This is a genomic window from Haloplanus rubicundus, assembly GCF_003342675.1.
Lineage (GTDB): Archaea > Halobacteriota > Halobacteria > Halobacteriales > Haloferacaceae > Haloplanus > Haloplanus rubicundus.
The window spans coordinates 1,161,926-1,177,677 of the sequence record NZ_CP031148.1 but is presented as its reverse complement, the minus strand read 5'-3'; the positions used below and the strand labels follow the sequence as shown (position 1 = coordinate 1,177,677).

Annotated in this window: 14 protein-coding genes and 1 tRNA gene; 4 read left to right on the top strand and 11 right to left on the bottom strand. The window is 65.4% G+C overall.

Translation table 11 applies throughout. From position 1 onward, the window contains the following. Positions 1-75 precede the first annotated feature (75 nt). The 8 genes from DU484_RS07030 to DU484_RS06995 all read right to left on the bottom strand — a co-directional run bounded on the left by DU484_RS07030 (position 76) and on the right by DU484_RS06995 (position 9,747). Positions 76-178, bottom strand: a tRNA-Gln gene (locus DU484_RS07030). Positions 179-239: 61 nt separating this feature from the next. Beyond that, positions 240-620, bottom strand: coding sequence for an HNH endonuclease (locus DU484_RS20330; RefSeq protein ID WP_262342883.1), 381 nt, complete (start codon positions 618-620; stop codon positions 240-242). A 428-nt stretch (positions 621-1,048) separates the two neighbouring features. Further along, positions 1,049-1,483, bottom strand: coding sequence for a metal-dependent transcriptional regulator (locus DU484_RS07020; protein ID WP_114605492.1), 435 nt, complete (start codon positions 1,481-1,483; stop codon positions 1,049-1,051). Further along, positions 1,480-1,971, bottom strand: a complete 492-nt coding sequence (locus DU484_RS07015; protein WP_114606730.1) for a ferritin family protein — start codon at positions 1,969-1,971, stop codon at positions 1,480-1,482. The genes DU484_RS07020 and DU484_RS07015 overlap by 4 nt, the downstream gene beginning before the upstream one ends. A 90-nt stretch (positions 1,972-2,061) precedes the next feature. Beyond that, complete coding sequence (sufD, locus tag DU484_RS07010; RefSeq protein WP_114605491.1) at positions 2,062-3,276, bottom strand: Fe-S cluster assembly protein SufD; 1,215 nt, start codon at positions 3,274-3,276, stop codon at positions 2,062-2,064. A gap of 2 nt (positions 3,277-3,278) precedes the next feature. Then, positions 3,279-4,709, bottom strand: coding sequence for a Fe-S cluster assembly protein SufB (sufB, locus tag DU484_RS07005; RefSeq protein ID WP_114605490.1), 1,431 nt, complete (start codon positions 4,707-4,709; stop codon positions 3,279-3,281). A 26-nt stretch (positions 4,710-4,735) separates the two neighbouring features. Next, positions 4,736-5,656, bottom strand: coding sequence for an ABC transporter ATP-binding protein (locus DU484_RS07000; RefSeq protein WP_114605489.1), 921 nt, complete (start codon positions 5,654-5,656; stop codon positions 4,736-4,738). Between the two features lie 104 nt (positions 5,657-5,760). Then, on the bottom strand, positions 5,761-9,747 hold the full coding sequence (locus DU484_RS06995) for a DNA polymerase domain-containing protein (RefSeq protein ID WP_114605488.1): 3,987 nt from the start codon (positions 9,745-9,747) through the stop codon (positions 5,761-5,763). A 90-nt stretch (positions 9,748-9,837) separates the two neighbouring features. Between DU484_RS06995 and DU484_RS06990 the strand changes: the two genes are divergently transcribed. The 3 genes from DU484_RS06990 to DU484_RS06980 are packed head-to-tail and all read left to right on the top strand — an operon-like array spanning position 9,838 to position 10,906. Beyond that, positions 9,838-10,044, top strand: a complete 207-nt coding sequence (locus tag DU484_RS06990; protein ID WP_245957295.1) for a DUF7331 family protein — start codon at positions 9,838-9,840, stop codon at positions 10,042-10,044. Positions 10,045-10,086: 42 nt separating this feature from the next. Further along, complete coding sequence (locus DU484_RS06985) at positions 10,087-10,449, top strand: DUF7322 domain-containing protein (RefSeq protein ID WP_114605487.1); 363 nt, start codon at positions 10,087-10,089, stop codon at positions 10,447-10,449. 25 nt (positions 10,450-10,474) lie between these two features. Then, positions 10,475-10,906 (top strand): DUF7346 family protein, encoded by a 432-nt coding sequence (locus DU484_RS06980; protein WP_114605486.1) that lies wholly within the window; start codon positions 10,475-10,477, stop codon positions 10,904-10,906. A gap of 101 nt (positions 10,907-11,007) precedes the next feature. On the opposite strand, the gene rad50 is transcribed toward DU484_RS06980, so the two are convergent. Continuing rightward, a complete protein-coding gene (rad50, locus tag DU484_RS06975; RefSeq protein WP_114605485.1) occupies positions 11,008-13,692 on the bottom strand; it encodes a DNA double-strand break repair ATPase Rad50 in 2,685 nt (894 codons plus the stop codon). Beyond that, entirely contained in the window at positions 13,689-15,014 is a 1,326-nt protein-coding gene (locus DU484_RS06970; protein ID WP_114605484.1) for a metallophosphoesterase family protein, read from the bottom strand. The genes rad50 and DU484_RS06970 overlap by 4 nt, the downstream gene beginning before the upstream one ends. A gap of 133 nt (positions 15,015-15,147) precedes the next feature. Between DU484_RS06970 and DU484_RS06965 the strand changes: the two genes are divergently transcribed. Then, positions 15,148-15,459: a hypothetical protein gene (locus DU484_RS06965; protein WP_114605483.1), complete on the top strand. Its 312-nt coding sequence runs from the start codon at positions 15,148-15,150 to the stop codon at positions 15,457-15,459. Here the strand turns inward: DU484_RS06965 and DU484_RS06960 are convergent. Then, the gene (locus DU484_RS06960) at positions 15,449-15,709 is read right to left on the bottom strand and encodes a MarR family transcriptional regulator (protein ID WP_049935510.1); all 261 of its coding nucleotides are present in this window, start codon (positions 15,707-15,709) and stop codon (positions 15,449-15,451) included. The genes DU484_RS06965 and DU484_RS06960 overlap by 11 nt on opposite strands. Positions 15,710-15,752: the final 43 nt, after the last annotated feature.

The window sequence follows — 15,752 nt, the reverse complement described above, 5'->3', positions numbered from 1 at the left end:
TGAGCGCACGTACCGCGAGAATCTCAAGCATCGTTAGGGGACGCTTCTCAGCCCGAGCTATACGAGATTTATTAGTAGTCCCGGGCGGATTCGAACCGCCGTCCTGGGCTGTCTTCCGCGCCGGGTATTCCCGAACACGTCCAAAGGCCCAGATGATTGGCCGCTACACCACGGGACTGTTAGTAAGGCCCCAGCAACCGTCTCCCGCAGCGTCAGGTAGCTAGCCGACGCATAATAAATTATCCTTCTGAGTTCCGAGAAGGCGAGGGGATATTGCCGGCCTCTACGTGCTGGTGACACGAGCGACAGAGGGATATGACATTCGAAAGCGTGTGAGCTTCGCGAGGGTCTTCGAAATCACGAACCCTCTCGATGTGATGAACGTCAGGATTACGTCCAAGTTCTTCACGGGGACGACCGCACTGTTGACACCGATAGTTGTCACGGGTTAGCGCGCGTCTACGTACTCGCCACCACGAACCACCGTAGTCAATCGTTCCTCCTTCCCACTGATGATGGTTTGGTCCGACAACGTGTTTCGAAAGCCATGCACCGTGGCATGTTCGTGTGCAGAAAACACCCTGATTCGAGTTATCTATCCGGGATGGGACAACACTCATAACAGTTCCACAGTACGTACACTGCGTTTCTATTCGGTTTCGTTCGGCAGGATTGTCTGGTAACAAGCCATCAGCAGCCAGTATACATTTTTTACAGTACACACCATCCTTTTCCGAGGGATAGTACTCGAAAGAAGTACCGCAGGTTCGACAGACAGCAGTCTCTTTCGCATCACTCCAATTACCGTTGTTTCGACCCACATTCGGATCACACGAACTGCAGTATTTTCGTCGTGACTTCGGATCGTGGAACTCGGAACCACAATCTACACAGGTCCGATTCGGAAGCGGTGTGTCGTGCGCCATAGCGTGATGTTGACGCATTCCTCGCTCTGACGCGAGCGTTTTGTCGCACGACGGACAGTCCATACAGTCCGTTGCCGCCTACTCCTATTTGAAGAATAGGACTGAAATAGCGAGAGAATTCGTCAATCAGCCGGCTTCTCGCACTCCACGTCCAGTTCGGCGCAGGCGTCGGTCTCCGCGTCGAAGCAGTCCGGACAGTTCGGGTTCCGGTCGATGATCGTATCCAACCGATCGGCCACCGTGTCGTCGATGACCGCCTCGAGTTCGCGTGCCTCGCCCCGGAAGTCCTCCACGTCGAGGACGTTGGCGAGGAAACGCTCGATGATGCAGTACGTCTGGAGCGCGTCGCGGGCGCGGACGATCCCCTCCTCGGTGAGCCGGACGCCCTTGTACTTCTCGTGGTCCGCGAGCTCGCGGGCTTCGAGTTTGCCGATCATTTCGTTGGCGCTCGCCGGACTCACGTCGAGCATGTCCGCGAGCGCCCCGGTCGAGGCCGGGCCGTCTTCCATCTCCTGAATCAGGTAAATCGCCTTGAGGTACTGGTCTGCCGTGTTCATTCCCGTGTCTCCATGACGTTCGTCACTTCCTCGACGCCCGCTGCCTCCTCCTCGCGGATGGAGCGCAAGACGTCGAGCAGTCGCGCTCGATCCACCGAGAACTGCGCGTCGCTCTCCTCGATGGCGGCGACGAGGTCGTCGTAGAACTTGTACGCCGTCTCCTCGTTACAGAGCTGGTCGTAGAGGACGCCGTCGAAGTCCTCGGGTTTCGTCTGGGCGTACTGCGCCTCGACGAGCGCCTCGATGTCCTCGAACGGGATCGACTCTGCGTCGAGGTCCGCGATCAGTTTCTCCAATCGATCGCGGTGGTCGGCCGACTCCTCGGCGGCGTCGGCCAGGAGTGCCTCGATCTCCGGGTCGAGGTCGTCGGGGGCGAGCGACTGGTAGTGGTGGTGGGCCCGCGCCTCGACCACCTCCTCCAGCACGATGCCGATCTGGAGGAGGCGTGCGAGCTGGTGATCGGAGCCGACCCGGTGGCTGACGCTCATCGGCTCGAACACCTCCGGTCGATACGTGATGCCGGGGCGGTCATACGCCAAGTCGGGGTGTAGGGAACTTAAGCCGTTCCCTGTTCGGCGCTACTCGCGAAGCCGGGCCGAAATCCGACGTTCGAGGTCCTCGCGGAACTCCTCGACCGCAATCTCCTCGAGGACGGGCACGAAGAAGCCCTCGACGAGCATGTTCCGGGCGTCCCGCTCGGGGATCGTCCGCGAGGTCAGGTAGAACAGGTCCTCACGGTCGACCTGCCCGACCGTCGCGGAGTGGGAGGCCTCGGTGTCGTGGTTGTTGATGATGAGCTTCGGCGAGGCGTCGGCCTCGCTGTCGTCGCTCAGCATGAGCGTGTTCTCGCGCTGGTAGGAGCTGGTGTCCCACGCCTCACGACCCACGTCCTGGACGCCCTCGTACACCGACCGGGCGGTGTCGTCGAGGACGCCGCGGGTGACGAGGTCGGCCGTCGTGTGCTCGGCCTGGTGCCAGACCCGCGCGTTCACGTCGAAGTGCTGGTCGTCGTGGCCGAAGAAGGCGCCGACGATCTTCGTCTCGGAGCTATCGCCGTTGAGCTCCGTCTCGACGTCCGAGCGGGTGAGCCGCGAGCCGAGGTTCCCCTCGATCCAGTTGATCGTCGAGTAGACGTCAGCGTCGCCGCGCTTGAGCGTGACGTTGTACGTCTCCTCGTCGAGCGTCTGGAGCGAGCCGTACTGGACGTAGCTGTTCTCGGCGGCGTCGACTTCGACGAGGTTGCTGAAGTAGCGCTCGCCGTCGACGGCCGCGTCGCCGGAGCTGATCCGTTCGAGAATCGTCACCGACGACGAGTCCTCGGTGACGACGAGGGTGTGACTGAACAGCGACCGGGAGTTCATCTCCGTCCGGATGGTCACGTCCTCGGCGTCGACGCCCTCGGGGACGTAGATGAACGTCCCCGTCGTGAACAGCGCCACCGACAGGGCGGTCAGGTAGTTCGTCTCCGGATCGATGACGGAGCCGAATTTGGCCTGCATGAGCTTCGGGTGCTTCTCCACCGCCTCGGTGAAGGGCAGCACCTCGACGCCCTCGTCCGTGACGCGCTCGGTGTCGTCGGCCTGATTGAGGGGGTCGGCCAGCTCGTCGAAGTCGAGCTGGCCGAGGTTCGTCCACCGGCGGCCGGGCGTCTGGATGACGTCGGGCATCTCCAGATCGTCCATGGCCTTGAGCGCCTTGAGCCGCGTCTCGCGGAGCCAGTCCGGCTCGTCGCGGCTGTTGGCGATCTCGTGGACGGTCGCTTCCGAGAGGTCTGCTGGTACCTGCGCACTCATGATTATCCGAGACTCCCCTCCATCTCGAGTTCGACGAGACGGTTGAGTTCGACCGCGTACTCGATGGGCAGTTCCTCCGTGATCGGCTCGATGAAGCCCGAGACGATCATCTGCTTGGCGTCGTCGTCGTCGAGGCCACGGCTCTGGAGGTAGAACACGTCCTCGTCGCCGATCTTCCCCACCGTCGCCTCGTGGGCCACGTCCACCGTCGACTCGTTGATCTCCATGTACGGCATCGTGTCGGAGGTGGATTCGTTGTCGAACATCAGCGCGTCACACTCGACCGACGTCGAGGAGTCCGCCGCGCCGTCCGCGATGTGGACCAGCCCGCGGTAGTTCGTGCGGCCGCCGTCCTTGCTGATGGACTTGGACTCGATGGTCGATTTCGTCTCCGGCGCGTTGTGGTACACCTTCGCCCCGGTGTCGATGTTCTGGCCCTCGCCCGCGAAGGCGATGGTGATGTGGTTGTCCGAGGCGCCGGGGCCTTTGAGCACCGTCGAGGGATACAGCATCGTCGCCTTCGACCCCATCGACCCCGAAATCCACTCCATGCGCCCGTCGGCCTCGACGAGCGCTCGCTTCGTGTTCAGGTTGTAGGTGTTTTTCGACCAGTTCTGCACGGTCGAATACTGCACGTGAGCGCCCTCGCCGACGAACACTTCGACGCCGCCGGAGTGGAGGTTGAACGCCGAGTATTTGGGTGCGCTGCAGCCCTCGATGTAGTGAACTTCCGAGTTCTCTTCGGCGATGATGAGCGTGTGCTCGAACTGGCCCATCCCCTCGGAGTTCATCCGGAAGTACGCCTGCACGGGCATCTCGACCGTCGTGTCCTCGGGGACGTAGACGAACGAGCCGCCCGACCAGATGGCGCCGTGCAGCGCCGCGAACTTGTTGTCGCTCGGGGGGACGCACTTCGTCATGAAGTGCTCGCGGACGAGGTCCCCGTGCTCCTGCACGGCCTCGTCCATGTTACAGAAGATGACGCCTTTCTCCTCCCACTGCTCCTGCATGTTCTGGTAGACGACCTCGGACTCGTACTGGGCGCCGACGCCCGAGAGGGCGTTCTTCTCGGCTTCCGGAATCCCCAGCTTGTCGAAGGTGTCCTTGATGTCGTCGGGCAGGTCCGTCCAGTCGTCGACGCTCTCGCGCGTCTCGACGTCCGGTCGGATGTACGGGATGATCTCGTTGACGTCGACCTCGGAGAGGTCGGGCTGGCCGGGCCAGTCCGTCGGCATCGGCATCTCCTGGAACTGTTCGAGCGCACGGAGGCGCCGCTTCAGCATCCACTCGGGTTCGCCCTTGTCTTCCGAGATGACGCGGATTGTCTCCTCGGTGAGACCCTTCTCGGCCTGGAAGGAGGAGCGCTCCTCCTTCTTGAACTCGAAGCGGGCCTCGGTGTCCGTCTCTTTTAGATGGTCTTGATCTGAACTCATGGTTTGGTGTTGTGGCTGCAGCCGTATTACGCTGTCTCGTAGACCTGCTCGCGGACCCAGTCGTAGCCCTCGTCCTCGAGCTTCTCGGCGAGATCCGCACCGCCGCTCTCAGCGATCTTCCCGTCGATCATCACGTGAACGTGATCCGGCTCGACGTAGTCGAGGATGCGCTGGTAGTGCGTGATCTGGAGCACACCCGTCCCCTGCTCGTCGCGGAGGGCGTTGATCCCCTCGGAGACGTCCTGCAGGCGGTCGATGTCCAGCCCGGAGTCGATCTCGTCGAGCACCGCGATGGCGGGTTCGAGGATGGCCGCCTGCAGCACCTCGTTTTGCTTCTTCTCGCCGCCGGAGAAGCCGGCGTTGAGATACCGCTGGGCGAACTTCTCGTCCATGTCCAGCAGTTCCATCTTCTCTTTTAGGAGCTGCTGGAACTCGGCGACGCCGATCTCGCCGTCGTCGGGGTTGCCTTCCATCGGGGAGGTGTCGTAGCCCGACTCCTCTTCGTCGGCCTCCGCCTCGTCTTCGTCCTCATCTTCGAACAGTTCCTCTCGCTCCTCCGCCTTGGCGTTGAGCGCCTGCCGGAGGAAGTTCGTCATGGTGACACCCTCGATCTCGGCCGGATACTGGAATCCGAGGAAGATGCCGAGCGCCGCGCGCTCGTTCGGTTCGAGGGCGAGCAGGTCCCACTCGCGCTTCTCGGCGGGTACCTCCTCGTCGATGTCGGCGACGTCCTCGTCGTCGAGGACGAGCGTGATCTCACCGTCGGTGACCTCGTAGGCCGGGTGACCGGCGATCACCTTCGCTGTCGTCGACTTCCCCGATCCGTTCGGCCCCATAAGGGCGTGAATCTCGCCCGAGTTGACCTCCAGGTCGACGCCACGAAGGATGCTCTCGCCGCCCTCTTCTGCGACTTTCGCGTGAAGATTGTTGATCTGTAGTGTTGCCATATCCCTACCGTGAGGGTGGGTTGTTAGACGCATAATGCTTACGCATTCTCCCCCTTCGAGTTCTCTCTTCGAGAACTATTATTTTCGGAGGAGAAAATACAGTTTCAGAACTGACCGAGACCGGTCTGTCGCTGGCCGCTCTTGACCTCGTCCCACGAGAGGCCGAGCGCCTCGATGATCCGCTCGATGGGCCCTTTGAGCGTCTTCACCAGCATCTTGTCCCAGTCGATTTCGAACGCGTCCGGCACCTGGTCCGCGTACTCGAAACAGATCACGTCCGGGTCGCGCTTGAACTCGGCGTACAGCGGGTCGGCCTGAGGGTCGAAGCGACCCTCCTCTTCTAGCTGCCGGAAGAAATCCGGATGCACTTTCTTCAGGTACAGTCGCTTGGGCTTGCTCCCGCGCTGGAAGTTGGTGCCGAGTAAGAGGTTCGCGTACTTCGCCCCCCGGACCTGCGCCGTGTCCGTGTCGTAGGCGCCCAGACGCTTGCCGATACCGCCGGGAATGCCCACGTCGTCGAGGTCGACGTTGCCCGCCTCGAAGTCCTCGATCACGTCGTAGACGTACTCCTCGATGTCGTCGACGTCGTCGCCGGTGACGATCATCTCGATCACCCGGCGCTGGACCTCCTTCGTGATCGGGGCGATGTCCGAGCGCTTGTACTCGAAGCCCGTGATGTCGATGTCGTCGACGTGTTTGCCCTCCTTCCAGACGATGTGGCCCGCGTACCGTTTCTTCTTGCCCGCCTGGAAAAAGCGTCTGTAAAGCTTCTCGAACTCGATCTGGAAGCGGTGGTGGTGGGCGTTCAACTCGTCGAGGGCGAACTCGTCGTAGGAGTCGTTGATCGCCTCCTCGAGTTCGTAGCCTGTCTCGATGGCGCCGGCGACCTGCTGGAGGTCCGACTCGCTCATCTCGGGGTGGGCCTCCCGAATCTCGTCGGGCACATCCTCGATTTTCGATTCCTGACCGATTTCCAACATGACAGAATCCGTATCCCCGTAGGCCACCTCGTAGCCCACGTCGTTGGCCGCCGACTGGGTGTGTTCGATCACGTCGCGACCGGTGGCGGTGACGGCTGCGCCCATCTCCCGGTCGTACAGGCGGAAGCGGTCCCATCCGAGGACGCCGTATAAAGAATTGCCAACAAACTGATATTTTCCGTTACGGCCTGCGAGGAGCGTGTTGTTATCTGCGACGGTGACACAGTACGCGCCGTCGTCGGCGGTGCTCCGGTTTCCCGAGCGATGCATCCGGAAACTGTTCGTACCGTTCTCGGTGCAGTAGATGCGCCACGAACCACTGTCGCGGTTGTAGCTGGCCGTCAGCCCGAGGTGCGCACACAAGCGTAACACGTCGTCTCGGAGCCGTTCACTCGACGTGGTGTATCGCCAACTGTTCACCTGCCGGTCGCCGTCGCCCGCGACGAGCGTGTCGAGGAATCGCTCTTTCTGTTCGCGGTTGGCCGCGAAGACAAGTTCGGGGATTCGCTTCTCGAAACTGTTCTCACCACACGCGTCTTCGAGCCACCGACCGAGTAGTCGTGAGGTGAACTGATAGCATCGGTCGTCGACGTAGTAATCGAAGCCTATCCGGTCGAGAAGTTCACCGATGGACGTGTGGCCGTCGTTCTCACCGCCGTCGGCAATCGCCTCCTGTGCAAGCTTGATCGTCGTGGCACTTCCTCTGAATTGCTCCCCGAACTGTTTGTCTTCGGACATGTACACCGATCCCTCGGTGATGTACCACGCCAGTAGATCGAGGAAGTCGTCGCCGTCGTAGTATCGCGGAATCCACTTCCGGCCCCGTTCGGCGTGAACGTAGAACTCTGAACAACACTCGTCGAGGTACTCGCGGTGCTTCTCGAACTCGGTGGCCGAGAAGACGTAGCCCGTCCCGTCGGACCCCTGTTTCTCCATCTTGTCCGGGTAGTAGCCGACTTCGGCGGCGAGGGTGTGCCCGTGTACGTCGTTGTTCGCCCACACCTCGTAGTCGCCGTCGAGGAGTTCAGTAAGATCGACCGTCTCCAGTCGCTCGCCGTCCGGTCCCTCCCATCCGTGTGGTAGTTCGTAGTGCGACGACTCGTTCAGGTCCCCGGCCTCGACGAACCGGAAATCGTCCCACGACTCGCCGTTCGTATCGTCCTTCCGGACGAGCATCCGGTGGTTCGGCGTGACGCTGAAGTCGATCTTGCTCGTCTCGATGTCGACGAGGTCACCACGGTAGTCCGGATACGCGTGCGTCTCAGTTACGGGCTTGACCTCCATCCGTAACGTCTCGGGGTCGAGCGAGTACACCTCGTCTCCGACGCCGAGATCGCGGATGTTCCGGACGCCCTCGGGCGTGAGCACGTCGGTGTCCGGCGTGAAGCAGTTCATGATGACCTTCACCGCCTGTTGCTCTCGGTCGTACTGCTCGTACGCCTCGCTGCCGGGGTCGTTGGCGTTCCGTTCGGCCTTCTTCTCCTCGCGCTCCTCCAGCAACTCGTCGACCATCTCCCGGATGACGCCGTCCGGTTCCTTCCGGAAGTGAGTCCCGTTGGGAGCGTGGTAGGTGTCGCCGTCGTAGGCGCCGGGGTCGACTTTCGTCTCCGGGGAGGCGTTGATCGTCACCATGCACATCGGATAGAGCGACTTTAAGTCCAGTACGCTGACATTTTCTTTGACCCCCGTGATCGGGTCGAAGACGGCCCCACCCTCGTAGTCCTCGGCGTCCGCCCGACCCTTCGAGGGGAGCGCGAAGTCCCCGTGGACCTTGTGGAGGACGTAGACGTCCACCGCGTCGCCGGGCGTCGGGGCGTCCTCCAGTTTACAGCCGACGAACGTCCGCACTTCGTCCCAGAAGGAGACGATGTCGCGCTTGCGGTCGAGTTCGACACACAGTTCCACGTCCCGAAGGTTGTACTCCAGCAGTCGTTCGGGGTCGTCCTCCCACAGGTCGCCGATGTCGCCCGCGTAGCGCTCCTTCCCCGCGTCGAGTTCCTGTTCGCCCACCGCGTCGAGGCGGTAGGACTCCAGTTCGGTGAACTGCGTGCGCTTGTACGCGTAGAGCAGGTCGAAGACGACCCGGCCCTTGATCGTCGGGCCGCCCCAGTCGCTCTGCCACACCTCGTCGACGCGGGAGAGGCGGTCGGGGTTCAGATTCCGGTCGACGTCCGGGCGCTTGCCGACCTCTTCGAGGCGGTCGATGAGGTAGGGCGCGTCGAAGTCCTCGAAGTTCCAGCCCGTGAGCACGTCCGGATCGGTCCGCTCGAGGTAGGTGAGGAAGGCGTCGAGCATCGCGGCCTCGGAGTCAAACGTCCTGACCTCGATGGCCATCTCGGCGAGACCCTCGTAGTCGTCGAGGCTGTCGGGGACGGCACCCTCGCCCGCGGGCGCCTCGTACAGCCACACGACGTACTCGTCGCGCCGGGAGTCGTGGCTCGTGAGACAGATGATCGGCTCCTCGCCGTCCTCCGGAAATCCCGAGCGGTCGTCGACTTCGATGTCGAAGGTGTTGACGCGGAGGTCGGTCGGCACCTCGACGGCCTCGATCTCGTCGTGGGGAATCTGGATCGACCCGCTCTCCAGCCGCCGCACCGGGACCCGTACGCCGCTTCCGATGTCCTTGTCGATCAGCAGACGGTTGGGAAAGAGGATGTCCGCCTCGAAGTGGTCGAACTCGTCGCGAATGTTCCCCACGTCGCGAGGCGTCTTCGTACAGATTTTCGTCAGTTCTTCGCCGCGGATGCTCTCGTAGCCCGTCTCGGTCCGCGTGATCACGTCGCGGTCGAGATCGTCGTCGTCGAGGCTCGCGGTCGGTGCGTAGAAGTACGGCTCGAATCCGAGGACACGAACGTGTTCGGCGGTACCGTCGGACGTCCGGCCGAAGAGGTGGACGACGGGGTACTCGTCGCTGCCCTGTCCCTCGACCGTGTAGTCGACCTGCGTGACCGCGAGGTCGACCGTCCCGTCCGGATCGGGGAACTTCAGATCGGCCGCGTCGACTACCTCGGCGACCGACTGCGCGGCGTCGCCCGCGACGGCGACCGCCTCAGCGTCGGGCCTGTCGGAGTCGTCCGTGTCCCAAGACCCGGTGAGTTCGGTCTGAGTCATGCCGCTCCCTTCGGCACTCCCCGGTAAAAACCCAGCCACTCACCGGCCGGCGGGGCCCGAAAACCCTGTCACGACGACAAAACATATACCATGTCACTTCGTACCACGCTCGTGACGATGTCCGACCACGTCGATGCAGGCCGGTGGGACAGTACGGACACGCGACGTCCGGATCACGACGGTATCGACACCGTCGAGGCGTACGAAGTCGAAGACGGGACCGTACTCTACGACGCGGAGAACCCGCTCGCGTGGGTCGAGTCGTCGACGGCGGTGCCGATTCGCGAGCTGGCCTGAGCCAACCGAACCCTTTTCCCCTCCCGTTCGCTCTCAGAGAGCGTGTTCGATCCGTGGCCCGACGAACCCGAGGAGACGAACCCGGAGTCGCGCTGGGGTGACCCGGAGCGCGACCTGCCACGGATTCCGGAGCCGGCAGTGGCGGAGGAAGACGTCGACCCCGAGATTCTGGAGACGTTCTGGCGGAGCGTCGTCCTCGCCAACGTCGCCCTCTTCGGCCTCTCGCTCGGCCCGATGCTCGTCTACTTCCGCGGCTGGTGGCTGTGGGGTGGCGCCGCCATCGCCTTCGGCGCCCTCGCTGGCCTCCGAGTGTACCACCACTACCGCGCCTTCGAGCGGCGCCACGGCGACGGCGAGGAACCACGGTCCGCGGACGGCGACGGCGACGCCGAACGGAACGCCTAACTCCGCGGCTCGTCACCACTCGACCATGCGAACCGTTCGGGACGACGAGGGCCGGCGCTACCTGCTCGTGAAGCGCTCGTCCGAGTCGAGTCTCGTCCGTGACCCCGACACCGGCGCCGAGGAGTACGTGTCGAACGCCGACCTCACGGTCGAGGACGACGCCTCGCCCCTGTCGACCGCCGCGGGCGCCGTCCCCGCGTCGGTCCGGCGCGTCCTCACCGCGACGCCGAACGACCGGGCGCTCGGCCTCCTCGTCGAACTCGTGGATCGGGGACCGGTCGGCGTGCGGACCCTCCTCGACGCGTACGACCTCTGTGAGAGCGACCTCCACGGCCTGCTCGCGGAGTTCCGGGCGGCCGGACTCGTCGCCGAAACGACCGTCGTCGGGGAACGCGGCTACGAGGCGACCGAGACGACCCGGGACGCCGTGGCGCGGCTCCGGGCGACCGAGGAGTGACGGGTACGACGAGCCGTCTCGTACGGTTTATCGTAAGCCAGTACCGGTGGGTCGCCGGACCGTCTTGGCGGACCACCGGCAGACGGTTACAGTAATCAGTCTCAGTCGTCGTCGGTGATGCCGGCCGCTAGCTCGTCGACCGCCGACTCCGCCCGCGTCACCGTCGAGCGGTTCGTCCGCGGATCCTTCTCGACGCGCACGAGGTCGTCGGCCGCGCCGACGAGTTCCTCGTCGTGGCTCACGATGACGATCTGCGCTACGCCCATGTCGCGCATCTCCGCGACCAGATCGACCAGCCGCGAGACGTGCCCCGAGTCGAGAAAGACGGTCGGCTCGTCGAGGATGAGCGGCGGCATCGGCGCCGCGCCGTCGATCCCCTCCGCGAGGAGCCGGTAGATCGCACACCGCAGGCTGAGGTTGAACAGGGCGCGTTCACCGCCCGACAGCTGGGTCGGATCGAGTTCGCTGCCGTCCTTCTGGACGACCGAGAGTTCGTACTCGCCGTTCAGGCGGAGGTGGGCGTAGGCGTCGTTGCCGTAGACGAGGTCGAACGTCTCGTTGAGGAGGCGTTCGAGCGTCTCGACGTTGCGCTGGCGAAGCTCCGCGCGCAGATCGCCGTACGTGGCTTCGAGGCGCTCGGCCTCCTCGTGGAGGGCATCGAGGGCGGCGACGCACTCGGCCAGTTCGTCGCGTTCGTCCCGAAGCGACTCCAGCGCCTCGATTTCACCTCTGACGCCGCCGATTTTCGTCTGGATCGAATCGCGTCGCTCCCCGAGCGCGTCCAGTTCGTCCGCGACGTTCTCCAGATACTCCTCGGCGTTCGCCCGCTGCTCGCGGGCCGATTCGATGGCGTCCTCGTCGACGGCGTCGCGGAGTTCGTCGCGGCGGTCGCGTTTCTCCGCGAGCCGTTCCCGGCGTTCGTCGTTGGTCTCTTCGATGCCCGCCGCCCGTTCGCGACGACGCTCGATTTCGTCTTCGAGGTCGGCGATTCGCTCCAAGCGCTCCGAAATGGCGTCGACGCGCTCGCGAGCCTCGGCTATCGACTCCAGCTCGGCGGTCAACTCGTCGACCCGCGCCGCGGCCTCGTCGGCCTCGTCGCGCTTCTGGGTCGCGACCTCCCGGGTCTCGGCGGCACGCTCGCGCAGGTCCGTCGCCTCCGCCTCACGCTTCTCGGCCGCCTCGCGTTTTTCTGCGGCCGTCTCATGGGCCTCCGTCACGCGGTCCTCGAGCCGGTCGTGCTCCGTCTCGATTTCGGCCAGTCGCTCCTCGGCCGCGACCAACTCGTCGAGCGCGTCGATCCGGTCGTCGAGCGTCGTCACCTGCTCGCGTGCGTCGGCCAGTTCGGACTCCAGTTCCGCGACCCGCTCGCGGTCGTCCTCGGGGTCGGCGTGGGGCGAGTCCGCGACCGGCTGCCCGCACTCGGGGCATTTCCCCGCCGCCAGCAACGCCTCGGCCTCCGCGACGCGCTCCGTCGCCGACTCCAGTTTGGCTTCGAGTTCGGCCACGCGTTCACGGACCTCACCGCGGCGCTCGCGGAGGTCGTCCCGCCGGGTCGCGGCCTCGCCGCGGTCGACCGGCGCGTCCTCGAACCGGGCGGCCAGTTCGGCCGCCTCGTTCTCCAGGTCGGCGACGCGCGCCTCGCGCTCCTCGGCCGTCGCCTCGGCGTCGTCCGCCTCGGCGCGCAACTCCGCCGCGCGTTCTTCGACGTCGGCCGCCCGATCCGCGAGGTCGTCGGCCTTCTCCGCGAGGTTCGTCGCCTGATTCCGGAGCCCCGTCGCCGACGCGTTCGCCTCGGTTCGGGTCTCCCGTATCTCGGCCTCGCGCTCGCCGAGTTCGTCACGCCGCCGGTCGACGGCCGCCTCCGTGGCCGCGTCCAGCCCCGCCGCGTCGAGGCGGTCGTCGACCTTCTCATCCAGTTCGTCGATCCGCTCGCGCGCCTCGGTTACCCGCTCACGCAGCGTCTCGCGCTCCGACTCCGCCTCGTGGATCGCCGCCTCCAGGTCGTCGATGTCGCCCTCGACCGAGTCGAGTTCGGCCCGCTTCGATTCGTACTCCTCCAGCACCGCTTCGGCCTCACTTTTCGTCTCTTGGGCCTTCTCGCGCTGTGTCTCGTAGTGGTCGATCTGCGAATCCACCTCGGACAGCGTCGACTCCAGGTCGTCGAGCGCGGCGTAGAGGTTCTCGGCCTCCTTCTCCTCGATCTGTGACTCCACCTTCCGGAGTTCGCCCCGCTTCCCGGAGCGCACGTCCTCGATGCCGAGTCGAGCGTCGCCGGCCCGGTCGCGGTACGCCTCCAGTCGCCCGAGCTGCAGGAGGTCGTCGATCACGTCCTGCCGTTGGGCCGGCGAGGCGTTGATCAACTGGTTCACCTCGCCCTGCCGCACGTACGCGCAGTTGACGAACGCCTCGGCGTCCATCCGCAGCAAGTCGACGACGAACGCCCGCACGTCGCGGGCGCCCTCGACCGTCGCGTCCGGTCCCTCCAGCACGCAGTCCGCGGTGGTCGTCCGCTCGCCCGACGCCCGGAGGCGACGGTGGACGTGGTAGGCCGCGTCGGCGTGGGTGAACCACAGGTCGATTTCGGCCTCCTCGGCGCCGTTGGAGACCACGTCGTCGAGGGTCCCCTCCAGCGCTTTCGACCCGTAGAGCGCGAAGAAACACGCCTCCAAGAGCGACGACTTGCCGCTCCCGTTGAGGCCGTGGATGACCGTCACGCCGTCGCGCAAGTCGAGGTCGGCGTCCGCGTACGGGCGGAAGTTCCGCAGGCGAATCCGGTCGAACTTCACAGGAAGTCCTCCATGGAGACCTGATCGCGTCGGTCGTCGATGCCGTCATCCTCCCCGGCCGCAGCGTCCGAATCCGCCGCCTCGCCGTCCGCCGGCGATCCGTCGAGCGCGCCCGCCGCCACGGCCTCCCCGACCGCCGACGCGACCCGGTCGCGGACGTTCGAGTCGGCCACCGCGTCGTCCCGGATGGTCTCGTCGAGTCGGCGGCCGAGATCCGAGAGCTCCATCTCGCGCACGCGCTCCCGCACGGCGGCGTCGGGGTCGGCGAAGTCCACGTCCGGCGTCGCCTCGGCCGTCTCGCCCCCGACCGCCCGGTGGTCGGTGACGCGCGCGAGCAGGGCGCCCTCCTCCAGCGCCGCGTCCTCGACGGCCGCGGGCGTGACGGGGTCGCCGTCGCCGGTGATCGAGACGACCGCGACGGCGTCCGAGAGGTCGTATTCGCGGACGCGTTCGCGGACGCGCTCGACCCCCTCGCCCGCGGCCAGTTCCACGTCGACGAAGGCGAACGGCCGGGTGTCGAGCGACCGGCGTCGGATGTCGACGGTCGCCGATCCGCCCGCGTCGGCGCCGAACTCGACGAGGTTGTAGCCGCGGGCGTCGCGTTCGTCCGTACTCGCCCGCTCGGTCGAGCCGCAGTAGGTCACCCACGTGTCGGCCACTTGGGCCGTGTCGGCGGCGTGGTTGTCGCCGAGCAACACGGCGTCGAAGTCGACCGTCGCCGCGTCGAGCAACGCCTCGGTGTCCCAGTCGGCGTGCGGGAATGGGGTGAAGAGGCCGTGGGCGACGAGTGCCGTCGCGTCGGCGTCGGCGGGCGGAGACGCGAAGTCGTAGTCGAGGTCGTCACGCCGGGAGCGAGGGACGTGATCGAGGCCGTAGAAGGCGGTGTCGCCGACGACCGTCGGTTCGGCGTCGAGCCGGATCGCCAGCCCCAAGTTCTCGAAGAGGTCGAGCCACTGGCTCCCGCGGGTCGCCTCGTGGTTGCCGACGACGGCGAGGAAGGGCACGTCGGCGGCGTCGAGACGCCGAAGGGCGGAGAGGACGCCGAGCAGGTCGGAGAGGTCGGGACGGCGGTCGTGAAAGAGGTCGCCGGCGTGGACGACGGCGTCAACGGCTTCGCCGTTGGCCCGAGGGGTCTTCGATCCCTCGCTGTCGACGGCCGCGCCGTCGGCCCGAGGGGTCTTCGATCCCTCGTCGTCGACGTCACCGTCGACCGCGTCGTCGATCACCGCCTCGAACGCGTCGAGGAAGTCCTGCCGGCGCTCCGGCGAGTGGTACTGTCGGTAGCCGACGTGGGTGTCGCCGGTGTGGATCACCCGTGTCATCGTGGTGGGCGTTGCGCCCCGTCGCTCAAAACCGTTCCGTGACCGCGGTGAATAGGGGGGCTCGGAAGTCATCGTAGATGCTCGCCGGGACGGTCCGGCGAGCATCTACGGACAGTTACGATCCCCCCTAAAAGTGGTTGGCGGCGGCTCGCCGGCACCGTTCGAGGGCGTCGAGGGCGTCACGCCCCCGGCGGACGGCCGCGTCGTCGCCGGCGCGGTCCGCGCGGTCGATGGCCCGGCGGAGGCGCGGGAGGCCGTCGGCCGCGACGAACGCCGCGGCGTCGCGAACGTCGTCGAGGGCGGCGGCGGCCTCGTCGATGGCGTCGGTGTCTACGGTCGATACACCGTCGTCGGTCGCGAGGGCGTGCAGGGCCGCGCGAACGTCGGCGTCGGCGTCGCGGAGGTCACGGGAACGGATGGCCGCCCGTTCGGTGTTAAATCTTGAGGGAGTAGAGGCGCTTGCGCGCGTCGGAGAAGGAGAACCGTGACTCGACGGCGTCGGCGTCTTCGAGCCGTGTCAGCGCGTACCGGACCGTCCGCGGCGGCAACAGCGTCTCCTCGGCCAACTGGCTCTGACTCAGCGTCTCGTTGTAGTCGAGGACCTTCGCGACGAGTTTCGCACTCGGCGGCAGGTCGCGCACGTCGGCCCACCGATCCGCGCCCTCGTCGCGGGTGACTGCCTCGGTCGTACTCATCTTACACCAACCTCGCACATACAGGATAATAATATTTGTTATC

Coding starts and splice junctions, on each gene's coding strand:
- DU484_RS20330 (WP_262342883.1), bottom strand. CDS start 620: ATGAGTGTTGTCCCATCCCGGATAGATAACTCGAATCAGGGTGTTTTC.
- DU484_RS07020 (WP_114605492.1), bottom strand. CDS start 1,483: ATGAACACGGCAGACCAGTACCTCAAGGCGATTTACCTGATTCAGGAG.
- DU484_RS07015 (WP_114606730.1), bottom strand. CDS start 1,971: ATGAGCGTCAGCCACCGGGTCGGCTCCGATCACCAGCTCGCACGCCTC.
- sufD (WP_114605491.1), bottom strand. CDS start 3,276: ATGAGTGCGCAGGTACCAGCAGACCTCTCGGAAGCGACCGTCCACGAG.
- sufB (WP_114605490.1), bottom strand. CDS start 4,709: ATGAGTTCAGATCAAGACCATCTAAAAGAGACGGACACCGAGGCCCGC.
- DU484_RS07000 (WP_114605489.1), bottom strand. CDS start 5,656: ATGGCAACACTACAGATCAACAATCTTCACGCGAAAGTCGCAGAAGAG.
- DU484_RS06995 (WP_114605488.1), bottom strand. CDS start 9,747: ATGACTCAGACCGAACTCACCGGGTCTTGGGACACGGACGACTCCGAC.
- DU484_RS06990 (WP_245957295.1), top strand. CDS start 9,838: ATGTCACTTCGTACCACGCTCGTGACGATGTCCGACCACGTCGATGCA.
- DU484_RS06980 (WP_114605486.1), top strand. CDS start 10,475: ATGCGAACCGTTCGGGACGACGAGGGCCGGCGCTACCTGCTCGTGAAG.
- DU484_RS06970 (WP_114605484.1), bottom strand. CDS start 15,014: ATGACACGGGTGATCCACACCGGCGACACCCACGTCGGCTACCGACAG.
- DU484_RS06960 (WP_049935510.1), bottom strand. CDS start 15,709: ATGAGTACGACCGAGGCAGTCACCCGCGACGAGGGCGCGGATCGGTGG.